General features: G+C 39.0%; 10 protein-coding genes. 1 reads left to right on the forward strand and 9 read right to left on the reverse strand.

The genetic code is table 11. From position 1 onward, the window contains the following. Positions 1–64 precede the first annotated feature (64 nt). Positions 65–604, forward strand: a complete 540-nt coding sequence (locus HUS61_RS04595; protein ID WP_175082053.1) for a GspH/FimT family protein — start codon at positions 65–67, stop codon at positions 602–604. Positions 605–610: 6 nt separating this feature from the next. Here HUS61_RS04595 and HUS61_RS04600 read toward each other — a convergent pair whose 3' ends face one another. From HUS61_RS04600 to HUS61_RS04640, 9 genes are all read right to left on the reverse strand, one after another. Next, positions 611–1,036 (reverse strand): type IV pilin protein, encoded by a 426-nt coding sequence (locus tag HUS61_RS04600; RefSeq protein WP_175082052.1) that lies wholly within the window; start codon positions 1,034–1,036, stop codon positions 611–613. 153 nt (positions 1,037–1,189) lie between these two features. Beyond that, on the reverse strand, positions 1,190–4,408 hold the full coding sequence (locus HUS61_RS04605) for a pilus assembly protein (protein ID WP_175082051.1): 3,219 nt from the start codon (positions 4,406–4,408) through the stop codon (positions 1,190–1,192). 12 nt (positions 4,409–4,420) lie between these two features. Further along, positions 4,421–4,933: a pilus assembly protein PilX gene (locus HUS61_RS04610; protein ID WP_175080204.1), complete on the reverse strand. Its 513-nt coding sequence runs from the start codon at positions 4,931–4,933 to the stop codon at positions 4,421–4,423. Positions 4,934–5,380: 447 nt separating this feature from the next. Then, entirely contained in the window at positions 5,381–8,407 is a 3,027-nt protein-coding gene (locus HUS61_RS04615) for a PilC/PilY family type IV pilus protein (RefSeq protein WP_258535967.1), read from the reverse strand. Between the two features lie 15 nt (positions 8,408–8,422). Beyond that, positions 8,423–8,905: a pilus assembly protein PilX gene (locus tag HUS61_RS04620; protein WP_175082050.1), complete on the reverse strand. Its 483-nt coding sequence runs from the start codon at positions 8,903–8,905 to the stop codon at positions 8,423–8,425. Beyond that, positions 8,893–9,882: a PilW family protein gene (locus tag HUS61_RS04625; protein WP_062564286.1), complete on the reverse strand. Its 990-nt coding sequence runs from the start codon at positions 9,880–9,882 to the stop codon at positions 8,893–8,895. Before HUS61_RS04625 ends, HUS61_RS04620 begins: the two co-directional genes overlap by 13 nt. A gap of 1 nt (position 9,883) precedes the next feature. After that, on the reverse strand, positions 9,884–10,438 hold the full coding sequence (pilV, locus tag HUS61_RS04630) for a type IV pilus modification protein PilV (RefSeq protein ID WP_062564361.1): 555 nt from the start codon (positions 10,436–10,438) through the stop codon (positions 9,884–9,886). 181 nt (positions 10,439–10,619) lie between these two features. Beyond that, positions 10,620–11,330 carry a LytTR family DNA-binding domain-containing protein gene (locus HUS61_RS04635; RefSeq protein WP_181447710.1) on the reverse strand — a complete coding sequence of 237 codons (711 nt, stop codon included), beginning with the start codon at positions 11,328–11,330 and terminating at the stop codon, positions 10,620–10,622. Further along, positions 11,327–12,352 carry a sensor histidine kinase gene (locus tag HUS61_RS04640; RefSeq protein ID WP_175082049.1) on the reverse strand — a complete coding sequence of 342 codons (1,026 nt, stop codon included), beginning with the start codon at positions 12,350–12,352 and terminating at the stop codon, positions 11,327–11,329. The genes HUS61_RS04635 and HUS61_RS04640 overlap by 4 nt, the downstream gene beginning before the upstream one ends. Between the last annotated feature and the right edge of the window lie 33 nt (positions 12,353–12,385).

Genomic DNA, 12,385 nt, shown 5'->3' on the forward strand with positions numbered 1-12,385 from the left:
AATTGACAGCCCACACTCTCGAATTATAGTTAAATAAACAGTCGCAATTTTGGAGTCTTCAAGGATGAAGGCATTTACAACTCTGCGCAGCCTCAATGGAGCGACGTTAATTGAAAGCCTCGTAGTGCTATCAATTTTATCACTCCTGCTGCATATCGCTTTATTTGAATATAAGCCACTTCTGGCAACAAACCGTTTAGAAAGCAACATGCAAACGGTGAAAAGAGCGCTGCAGTTTACTCGCCTAAAAGCGCAAACAAATGATGCCTATGTCACCTTCTGCGCCTTAAAACACAACAGATGCAACAAAGCTATATGGCACAAATCGTTAACCGTTTTTGTAGACAGAGGCGTGCTAGGTGTATTTGAAAGTGGTGATACTAAACTAATGGAAATCGAAGCTATAAGTAAGTTTGACATGCTGACGTACCAGCGTCGTGCAGTTACGTTTAGTCCAGCGGGTATGCCGATGGGATTAGGCAATGGTACTTTTATCTACTGCCCAGAATATAGTAAAGCAAGCCTCAAAGGGCTTGCAATTAGAGTCAGCCCGATAGGCCGAGTTAGATTAATTGATACAGATAGATGCCAAACTGATAATTAATAAAACTTATTTACCCCAACAGGTGCTTGAGTCAGCAGAACCTGTTGACGTTTTTAAACCTGTATCAGAAATAGACAATGTTTCACATTCAGCATCTTGTAATGGTGGGCCAGATTTAGGTGTTGCCTTAAATGTAAATGTACCTGCATCATTATCTACTTTAACACTAATGGTATAAAAGTTACTTTCTGTTGTCGTAGAAACACCTAAATCAGCAATTGTGCTTGTATATTCTCGGTTATCGACAAAGTATTGCTCTTGTTTATTAGCTGCATCTAATAACGCAGTAATTGCCTCAGTTCGAGCGGTACGTTTTACATGCTCAAAATAGCTAGGAATAGCAATACTCGCGATAATCCCTAAGATAGCTACAGTAATCATCAGCTCGATTAGCGTAAAACCATTATGACTCTTTGTTCTTATAAAGTTCATTTTTTTAAAACCTATATAACTGTTTTTAGAGGAATTACCTCTATTTTTTCTTATCTTAGATGGCTGACAATAATTATGCAATTAAGGCGGGTACTTAAATAGCTACCATATGCTCTGCCTAAACATGTAAGGCAGAGCATTCACTTAGTTGCTTTATTGGCTATTATCGTTTCGCTCTTGCTTATAAATGAAAGTTTGTTGTGTTTTAAAGCCAAAACCAATAGGCACCGCATCACTAACAAGTTTAATTTTACCATCTTCAATAACTAAACCTGGGCCTTGGATCTCCTGTACTTTCATTGGATTTTGCTCACCTTTTATACCTGGACCAATGGTTAAAAACTGGCTTTGCTCTTTAACCTTTTCATCTGTGTTGTCATCACAATAACCATCGCTATTACCATCAACACAGCTGTCACCTACACCAAAATAAAGTTGAGGAGTATCAGGAACATCATTCGAGGTAGTGAATTTCAAGCTGTCATACACTTTTGTACCGTAATGTAAGTGGAAAGCGTATAAACTTCCTGAACCACCAGTTAGTGAACACTGATTCGCTGTTTCTGTAGATGAAGCTGGTGTGTAGGTTGTGAAATAAGCGACACCACCGATAACTGTACTTGCTGCAAGGGATTTTTCACCTGCAGAAGCTAAATTGTAATACCAACCGTGATACTCACCTAACTCAATTTCTAAGTCAGTAAATTTATCAACGTCGTCCAGTGCATTTCCAAATGGATCAGAATCCATATTCATCAAGTCTGCTTGTGTAATTGCTGCGGGTACATCACTACCAAGGAATGGCTGAGTTACCGTATTGATATCACGGATCATAAACAGTTGATCATTGGTAACAGTACCCGTTGGTTTAGAGCGGTTGCCACTACCTATTAGCACAGCATCAAATGGCGTATCAATTCGTGTAGTTACTGTTTCACCATTAACAGATGTTTCTGATACTTTGCTGAACATAGTTCTTGCAATCAAAGGCTTATAGAAAAAGCGGCGATCTTGGGTTGAAAGTGCACTGCCTAAGCTTGCTAATTTAAAATGTGTCCATGGGTTTTCTGAATCTGTGGGACTATCAGAAGGCATATCAACACGCCACACATCACCGCCTGTGTCTGTTGCATATAGCCTGTCAATATAACCATCATAGTCAGAATCTAAGATACTAATATCTGACGCAATACTATGCTTACCTAAAAAGCCATTCTCACTCGGCGTTAATGCCCAAACTTTTTTGCCCGTTTGCGCGTCAACAATAAAAATACCACGTCCATGGGTATCATCTGTACGAATAACATTGTCTTTGTTTGTATCGTAACCCGCACCAAAAATAAGCACGGGCCTGTCTTTATAACCATCTAGATTCACATACGTCACTGTAGGTTTAGACCAAGTTTGCCCTAATTCTTTAAAGTCACCTGTGCCACCTACAATTGGTTGATCCCACAGTAAACTTGGCGAGTCTGGGTTAGTTATGTCGAGTCCGTAGTAGTAATTACCACCGCGCCTTAGACCAAAGAATGCCCAAACACGGTCTGATCCATTTACGATGCCATCACTATTTTTATCATCAAAAAATACAGAGATTGGCCCGTCAACACCATAAACCTTGGTATCTGCTTGGTTATCACGAAGTGGCTTTATTATTTTATACAAGCTTCTAGGGATAAACGCCCAGCTTTCACTTAGCACATCATTTTTATCTTGGAACATGTGCAAGTAACCGGCATTAGTGCCTATTAAAACTCGGATATCATCATTACCATAATCAATTGTTACAGGTTTTGAATGAAGTGGATCACCAAAGATGTCTTTACGTGAATCCGTTGTCGATCCATCTTTGTCTTCATCATCAATATCTAGGCCTCTTGACCAATTAATAAGGTCTTCAACTTCATCCGGATCAGCTTCGAAATCAACAGCAGCCTTGTCTATAGTTCCATAATGGAATACAACACGATAGCGGGTAAAGTTAAGCATGCGACCATTTACATTTGTTAGTACTTTACGCCCTTCATTCGGCACGCTAGAAGAGTTAGACAAATACAGATTTACACCACCTAGCTCAACTGAATTACCATCAGCGCTTTCACCGCTAGGCAGCCAAAAAGTTTTAGCGTCTTTATCGATTAAACCATCTTCATTTAAGGCAGATTTACCATCTTTATCGATAATTTGATCGCCAGATACTTTTAGCTTTTTCAGATTTCCGCGCCAACGAGCCCCTGTTTTAGGATAAAACATCGCATAATAGATTGATTCGCGGCTGCGTGTTTGGTCAACGTTGTTACTTGCTATAGATGGTGCCGTGAAAGTATCGTTCACTTCTCGAATTTGAGTAATCGTATTTTTAAGGGCTTCAGAAAGTTGCTCTGCAGTATTGGCATGTAGGTACTTACCGCCACCTTCAGCTGCTGTTTCTGATAGTAAGCGCTTACCATTATCACTCATGCCAGAGCCAAAACCTATGGTATAGACACGACCTGTTTCGTGAATGTCTGTCGTCGTTGGCCTTAAATCAACTTCAACATCATCAGTACCGTGAATAACTTTTGCGAGCTTGTGTAAATACACTCCGGCAATTTTATCGCTATCACTTAAATAACTACCAAAATACGACTTGTGTAACGCGCTAATATTAGAGTCTTGTTCATTATCAGAGCCAGCTGATGGGTCACCGTCTGTCATATAGATAATGTTAACTGAGTTATCACAGCGCTTTACTTCTTCTGAATTATCAAACGGTGAAATATATGAGCTGTTATAAGCAATGCGAGGCTCATCCCAACAAACATACCTCCACCCCCTGTTATAGCGCCATTCACATACCTCCTCCATATATGTACTTGTTTCGGTCTTCTCGATGGACGTATCACGTAGTGCGGCATTAACTTTTTCGCCGTAGAAGAGACTTTGCCCTGTTATATAAAGATATGCTTCCCAGAGTGTTTCGGTCAGTGGTGTACCGCCATCGGCTGGCAGCCCTGCAATTGTGGTCTTTAAGGCTGATATATCTGAACCAATGCCTGCAAGTACATAGCCACCATTAGTACTGTTAAAACGCATTAAACCAAAATCAATATCATCGTTACCATCAACCAGTTTAGTAATAGCATCTTGCGCAACGCCTAAACGGCTATCTGAACATGGAATGTATAAACCATTTGAGAAGCCACAACTGTTACCTGAACTAGTTGAAAAAGCCATACTACCTGAGGTATCAAAAACAATAAGAACCCGAGGTTTTTCATCTAGATTGGCATTGTGATTGACATATAATTCAATATCTTCAGCGTGACCCAAAAAACTAAACACTGCTAAAGAAGTTAGCAGTATACGTTGAGTTATTTTTTCTAAATTCATCACTTTTCTCCACTAACCACCGGTATTGAGGCTAGCCATTTCTTGGGCAACGCCTGTGCTGATCGTTAAGGTATGTTTACTCTTAGTGCCATAAGTAATAGTGGTATCTACTTGGACCATGTTACATGACACACCGGCGGTAAAGTTAAATTTACGTGGGCATGGTAAATCTAGCGCACCATTATTTAGATTTGTCATAGTATTAGATGCGCCATCCATATCATCCATACCAAAACCGCCCTCAGGTATTTCAGATGCCTTCATTAAAAAAGCACTATTGCCACCTGCTGCTGCTTCATTTGCGATAACTTTTTGCACAGTACCAATTAAGCTATTTTCAGCAGTCTCACGCTCTTGAGCTGAATTTGTAATTTTTATATCTACACTGCTGCTATTCATTAAAGTCACAGCTATACCTGTCACAGCAACGACCATAATCAAAGCAATAATAAGCACTATGCCTTGTTGTTTGCGTATATTAGGAACACTGTATTTTCTATTTCGATTAATTGAAAAGTTTTTCATAGCAAACCTTCGTGTTGATATTTCATCTACATTTAGCCTAGTAGTATCTAAGTCAGAAAAATCAGGTAAAAAGTGTTTTTAAATTCCAAAAACACAACCTATTAATGCTAACTAATTAGTATTATAATAAATACACAATATCATTCCAGTTATTTATTAAAAAATTTAAAGATTTAATTCAAGAAAATATAGAAAGGTAAAAAAAGAAAATTCCAATCAATTTAAAATGTTACAAACTGCCTAAAGCTAAATTAAAAAAAGAGCGATATTACAACAAGTTAAGTGTAAACCTTTCAGTACAAAGTTGCTGTGATAGATTATAAAGTTAGATAATTAGCAATGAAAAAGTGATTATAAAAAGCATTCAACCCAGAAAAAATTCCGGGTTGAAAACACAGTTTTAATAAAGAAAAATTAAATATAAAAATTAAGCAACAAACAGTTTAATCATAAGCTATTATCATTTCTTTCTTGCTTATAAATATAACTTTGATGAACTTCTAATTTAAGTGGTTCCTCATCATAAAGCTGAACATTGCCATTTTCATCAACGCTAGGGGTAGGCCCATTAACTACTTTAGCTTCAATTTTCTCACAGTTTTCAGTACAATTTGGGTCTTTATTTGGTAATGGAAATATATACACTTCACCATCTTCAACATACATGGTTGGTGTATCTGGTAACTCTGCCGCTGTTGGGGTTCTTAACCAATCATACACTTTGGTCCCATAGTGAAGATGAAATGCATAAAGATAACCTTGCCCTTCTGCAATTGAGCACTGTGAATCCGATGAAGAACTGGTATCTGGTTTATATGTAGTAAAATAAGCAACGCCCCCTAACACGGTAGCCTTAGAAGTTGCCTTTTCACCCCACCCTAAATTATAAAACCAACCATCTTTTTCAGCTAAATCAGCTTCTAATTCAACAAAGTCTTTCAAACTGTCAGTAACTTTGGCAAATGGGTCACTATTTACATTCATTAAATCTGATTGCCAAATTAAACTTGGAATTTCATCTTCTTCAAAACTTCGAGTTACGGTGTTTACATCTCGAATCATATAGAGCTTATCAGCGACTTTTAAATTCAATGGATCTGTGCGATCACCACTACCTATAAGTACAGCATCAAATGGGGTATCAATTCTTGAGTAAGTTGTTTCACCATCAAGTGTTGTTTCTGTTACTTTACTGAACAGAGTCCTTGAAACATATGGCTCATAAAAAAAGCGGCGGTTATTATTGCCTAATTTTGCAAGTTGAAAGTGCGTCCAATTTTTTTTGTTGTTTGTTGCTAAGTCAACTCTCCAGATCCCACCACCAGTATCACTTGCATACAATCTGTCAGTGTAACCATCGTAATCAGAATCGAGTAAATGTATGTCTGACGCTATACTGTGCTGCCCTTTAAAGCCACCTTCTGAGTTTGTTAACGCCCAAACTTGTTTTCCAGTTTCTGCATCAACAATGTATAAGCCTCGCCCTTTAGAATCTGTTGAGATTGAATTATCTTTATTCGTGTCGTAGCCAGCACCAAAAACCAATAGCGGTCTATCTTCATAGCCTTTAAGGTTGATAAATGTAATTTGAGGTTTAGACCATGTTTGTGCTAATTCTAAAAATTTTCCATCACCACTTTTTAATGGCCCTCCCCACATCAAAGAAGGTGAATTAGGGTTAGTTATATCTAAACCGTAATAGCTACTACCACCTCGACGTAATCCGAAAAATGCCCATACCCTGTCATCATTATTAACGATGCCGTCTTCGTTTTTATCATCAAAATAAACGGTTATAGGGCCATCCACTCCATACACTTTTGTGTGTAACTTTTTATCGCGTAATGGCTTAATAATTGAGTACAGTTCCGCAGGCATAAATGCCCAGCTTTCACTTAATACATCGTTTCTGTCCCTAAACATATGTAAATAGCCCGCATTAGTACCAATAAGAATACGAACATCATTGTAGCCATAATCAATCGTAACAGGCTTAGAGTGCAGTACATCACCAAAAATATCATGGCGAGAATCGTCCGTTGAGCCGTCCTGATCTTCATCATCAACATCAAGTCCACGAGACCAGTTTATAAGATCAAAGACTTCATCGGGGTCTGAATCAAAATCAACTGCAGCCTTAAATCGATTTCCATAATGGATTATGACTCTGTAAGCCGTAAAGTTGAGCATTCGACCACCAGATAAGTTTGTGATCACTTTCCGGCCTTTATTTGGAATACTCGATTGTTCAGCTAGATAAGCATTTACACCGCCTTTCTCAACATATCCACCATCAGCAATGAGATTGCTGTTGGATTGCCAATACGTTTTTGCTGTTGATAAAATCGCCCCGTCATTACCAAGGGCGGAGGCAAGGTTGGCATCAACTACGACACCACCAGATACTTTTAGCTTTTTAAGATTCCCTCGCCACCGAGCATCGTTTGAAGGTAAAAACATAGGAAAATAAACTGCATCACGATGTGATAATTTATCTGAATTATTTGATGCTACCGATGGCGAAGAAAAAGTTGAGTTGACCTCTCTGATATCGGTAAGAACATCATCAAATGCATCACTTAGCGCTTTTGCAGACTCTGCGAAAATATAACTACCCCCACCATTATCAGCAGTCGCCTGTAAAATGTCTCCTGCGTTTTTAACTAAGCCTTTACCAAAACCAATCGTGTAAACATTTGCGCCATCTACAACACTTGTTTCAGGGTATATATCCCTATTTTCTTTCTCTTTACCATGAAGAATTGTTGCCATTGAGGGTAAATGACTATTACCCACTTTTTTAGGTGAAGTGCCATAAATACTTTTATATAAGTTTTCTATATATTTATCCTGACCGACATCATAGTAAGGTTCACCGTCTGTCATCAATATAATATTTACGCTATTATCGCATCGTACTGGATCACCTGAGTTCTGCTTGAAAGGAGAAATATACTTACCATTTGATTCTGTTGAACTATCTCTTTTAGCTGGTTCAACCAGATTCGCGAAAAAAAGGTCATCTCCTATTAAGTATCGCCATGTTTCAGTAATAGTTTCAACTAATGGGGTTCCTAATTCTAGATCAGTGATGTCCCAATTTCTGAGAGTATTTTTAATCGCATTATGATTTGTTCCAATCCCATGGACAATATAACCACCAGTACCTTTAATAAGCCGCATTAAACCAAACTCAATATCAGTATTGTCATTGATTAATTTAATCATCGCCTCCTGTGCGACTTCTAAACGACTTCCTTCAGGGCATAGTATTAGTTTTCCTTTATCTCTACAGGCTTTGCCCGTTTCTATAGAGAATGCCATGCTATTTGATGTATCAAAAACAAGTAAGACCCGTAATTTTTCGTCTTCCGCTACGTCATAATTTACATATAGATCTATATCTTCAGCATAAAGGTTTTTGCAAAATACACATGCAAAAATAAAAAATAGGCTGTTTAACTTCATTTTCATACTCGCCTTACTCCATTAATTTCCACTATTTAAGCTCAGCATTTCTTGAGCAATCCCTGTTGTAATAGTGAGGTTATGCTTACTTTTAGAGCCATATTCAATCACTGAATTAATCTCAACCATATTGCATCTTAAGCCTGCAGTATCATCAAAACGTCTTGGGCACCTTAAAGCCATAGGGCCTTCATTTTTGTTAAACATGGTATTAGATGTGTCATTTGTATTACCTAGATCGAGGCCTGTTTTAGGAACTTGCCCTCTACTAAAGAAAAACCGGCTGTTACCTAATTTTTTTGCTTCATTAGCAATGACGTTTTGTACATCACCAATTAATTCATTCTCTGCCGCTTCTCTCTCTTGAGCGGCATTTGTGATTTTAATATCTACACTACTGCTGCTCATCAAAGTCACAGCAATACCGGTTATCGCAATAACCATGATCAAAGCAACGATTAATACAACACCTTGTTGCTTATGCATCATAGTTAAATGCGCCATAAGTTTGCCCCAACATTGTTCAAGCGGATAGTGGTCGTAAATAGTGCGCGTCGGTAGTTATCATCAAATGTAAGAACGCGGCTATTTGCGTCTTCACCCAATGTATAAGTTTGATTTTTCAACTTAAGGTTTGAATCTGGTAAAAGCGATCTCACAAGTAAGAATACTTGCACTGTCAAAATACCACGGCGATTTTCCCAATCAGTGTTGGTCATCTGGCTGATACTTTTATATGTATCAACACGACTGTTATTTGTAGTATCAAGACCAAACACAAAGTGCATATTTTCTACCCCTTCCATAACCGTTTCAGTTGTCATGCCCCCAGAAGGAGTTAAGCGTTTACGTCTAAGTAAAGGAACAGACACTCTTTGGTCATTAATGGTGTAGGTTTGCTTTGCTATGTAATAAACATGATGTCGATAACGCCAAATCGTAGCATTACCATTTACAGCTGCTGCCGCGATTGGGCCGCGCTGAAATTCAGCAAGCTCTTGCTCGGCAATAAAATAGTAATAGTTATCGCTAGTATCGACAGGTTGAATTTGTAAGCCTTCTAAAAACTTAATTTGCAGTACATCTGTATTTTTCTCAACATTGTTTATACATCCAAGGGCTGAGTTACCGGTTGTTTGCACTGCATAAACGGAGCGAAAGTTACTGGTTGCAGCTGTATCTGGAAAGCTGCCATTATTAAGGCCTTCTGAACAATCATTACCGGGATTTCCTAAACTGTTTGTATTTGCATCCGAAAATGAGTCTTCATAAAACGTGCCCCAAAAACCAATCTGTTCAATATCACGTTGCATGATATTCATAGCCAGTCTACCAGTTTCTTGTAGCTCACCAATTGTCATCGTGTCACGAGTTGTTGATTTCATGCTTATATAGGTAAACATCACCCCGCCGAGCACCACACCTCCGATGAATAAAGCAACCATCATCTCGACGAGAGTAAATCCATTATGCTTTTTCATATCAAGACCTTAAATAAATATAGCTTTGTAGAACAATCAAACGTCGCTTATCGCCTTTAGAACCACAATCAATTGCAGCTGTATCTTTATTAGCACTAAGTTCTTGACGTCCTTGCCAACTAATCACAACCTCAATATTGAATTCGCTGGCATTGCCTGCAGCAACGGGAGTACTACTAATGCACACAGTTGCATCGTCTAAAGCGCCGGTGTTTTCACGAGCCTGAATTGCACGCACCCACTGTTGTTTATCTAATTCTGCCAATTGCTGAGCACTACATGCTGAGTTATAGCAACTCAAACTCGTATTTAGAGCTGTATCACTATCGAAAGTGCCATTATATAACGCTGCAAAGCCAGGTGAGTCGTTCGCTCGCATACGCTGGATAATGTCATTACCAAGTGCTACAGCAGCTGCACGCTGCATAGAATCAAAGCTTGCCTGCTTCGCTTTTGCTTGCAGGGCCACAGCGCCTAATAAACCAAAGCTTAAAATAACAAAGGCAATAAGCACTTCAATAAGCGTAAAGCCTTGCTGCTCAGAATGTTTAATCATGATGAAGTTCATAGATACTTTTACATACCGTAAGAATATTACGGCACAAATAAATAACAATCTGTATATGGACGAGCGGTCAAAATGCGCGATAAACGGTACTTAAACTTTGCTCAAAGTTAGATAATGACTACTAAAGAAAGTAATTATTGAAGATAAGATGCTGCAATGAAGATTGTTATTATTTACCCATTACAGCTTTAACATTTTTAAGCTCTCGACGACTAACTGCCAAAGGCTCTTCATACTGCTTCATCGTAACTGTATGCCCACCTGAAGATGGGCTATTAAGGCTAACAATATGTTGCTTATTCACAAGTGTATTACGGTGAACTCTAAGTAGCTGCAGCGGATAGGTTTGCTCTAGTTGCTTTAAACTTTGCTCAACAAGTGCCTCACCTCCAAAAAACACTACTCGAGTATATTTTTGCTCTGCGATACAGCAAACCACATCATCTACATTAACTCGTCGTATTACACCTGCAAGTTGATAACTAATGTAGTTATTTTCGGGGGCAGTTACTTGAGTACGGTTTAATTTACTCAGTTGCGTCATTGCTTTGGTTAATGCCTGCTCAGAAACAGGTTTAACTAAATAGCCATCAACAGCGAGCTCAAATGCAGTTAATGCGTGCTCTGAATGGGCCGTTAAAAACATAACTGCAGGCGGGATCGAAAACTGTTTTAGCTCTGCGGCCACTTCAAGGCCAGACTGCTTAGGCATATTAATATCAAGCATTACTAAATCGGGCTGGAGCTGCTTACAAAGTTCAATTGCTTGCTCACCATTACTTGCTTCACCAACAATAGTGCAACCCTCATTTGCAGCTAATAAACGTTTTATACGTGCCCTTGCTAGTGGTTCATCATCAGCAATCAAAACTTTTATCATGCATCCCTCTGCTTTGGTATTACCAGCTTCACTCTAAATACATCATCACGAATTGTGGTCGTCAGCTGTGCTTTTTGTTGATAGAAAAGCGCCAAACGTTGGCGGATATTATCCAGTGCCATCCCATTTCCTGTTCGTGAGTTATTCACTTCTGCAGCTACAGGATTCGTTATGATAAAGGTATAAGCTTTATCCGATTGATGCATTTCAACAGAAATATTGCCCAGCTCTGCGGGCTCGACGCCATAAAATACCGCATTTTCAATAATTGGCTGTATTGTTAAACACGGAATATCAATGTCTGGCAACTCGTCAGGTAATTGCCAGCTTAATGCTAGGCGTTCGTCATAGCGCCAACGCTCAAGGGCTACATACTGTTGGCACAAAGTAATTTCGTCAACAAGCTTTATGGCTTTACCACTGCGCATAGCGGCCTGTGACAGCGCCGCCAGCGCTAAAATTGCTTGTTCAGCCGCGTCAGCATCATAATGTGTCAGCTCAGCAGCAGTGTTCAAACTATTAAACAAAAAGTGAGGGCGTATTCTTGCTTGTAAAGCATCAAGCTCAGCCTGCGCTAACGCTTTAGTTTGCTGCTCTTTTTGATTATGAATAAGCAAAAATTGGCTGAATAGCGCCGTTACCAAAAATATGATCAGTAAATTGCTGACAATAAAGTTAGCCCTCGACTCCATAGCGAACACATCTGAAAACACTGACAAAAACAGCCAACTAAAAACAGACGTTAATGCCAGTAAAGTGGATATCAGAATGAATAACTGCTTTGAATGTGACAGCTCTGTAAGTAAGGCTCGGCACACATACAGTAACGACAAGCTAGAAAGGAAGATTAGATGTAAAAAGCAGCTAAATATAGCAAGGCGTAACCAAACATCACCTAAACTCATGGGTGAGAAGGCGAGTAAAATAGCAATGACTTGGCTGACGATCAGTGTGGCAAGGACACCACGAGATTGAAAAAGAGCCGCAATCAGCAAGCCGTTTGAATTTGGCTGTTTGCTCATGGGCTCCTCTTTTAACTGTTGACTACTATTTGC

Source organism: Pseudoalteromonas sp. 0802 (assembly GCF_013350085.1).
In the GTDB taxonomy this organism is placed as follows: domain Bacteria; phylum Pseudomonadota; class Gammaproteobacteria; order Enterobacterales; family Alteromonadaceae; genus Pseudoalteromonas.

Coding starts and splice junctions, on each gene's coding strand:
- HUS61_RS04610 (WP_175080204.1), bottom strand. CDS start 4,933: ATGAAAAACTTTTCAATTAATCGAAATAGAAAATACAGTGTTCCTAAT.
- HUS61_RS04620 (WP_175082050.1), bottom strand. CDS start 8,905: ATGGCGCATTTAACTATGATGCATAAGCAACAAGGTGTTGTATTAATC.
- HUS61_RS04600 (WP_175082052.1), bottom strand. CDS start 1,036: ATGAACTTTATAAGAACAAAGAGTCATAATGGTTTTACGCTAATCGAG.
- HUS61_RS04625 (WP_062564286.1), bottom strand. CDS start 9,882: ATGAAAAAGCATAATGGATTTACTCTCGTCGAGATGATGGTTGCTTTA.
- pilV (WP_062564361.1), bottom strand. CDS start 10,438: ATGATTAAACATTCTGAGCAGCAAGGCTTTACGCTTATTGAAGTGCTT.
- HUS61_RS04640 (WP_175082049.1), bottom strand. CDS start 12,352: ATGAGCAAACAGCCAAATTCAAACGGCTTGCTGATTGCGGCTCTTTTT.
- HUS61_RS04615 (WP_258535967.1), bottom strand. CDS start 8,407: ATGAAAATGAAGTTAAACAGCCTATTTTTTATTTTTGCATGTGTATTT.
- HUS61_RS04595 (WP_175082053.1), top strand. CDS start 65: ATGAAGGCATTTACAACTCTGCGCAGCCTCAATGGAGCGACGTTAATT.
- HUS61_RS04635 (WP_181447710.1), bottom strand. CDS start 11,330: ATGATAAAAGTTTTGATTGCTGATGATGAACCACTAGCAAGGGCACGT.
- HUS61_RS04605 (WP_175082051.1), bottom strand. CDS start 4,408: ATGAATTTAGAAAAAATAACTCAACGTATACTGCTAACTTCTTTAGCA.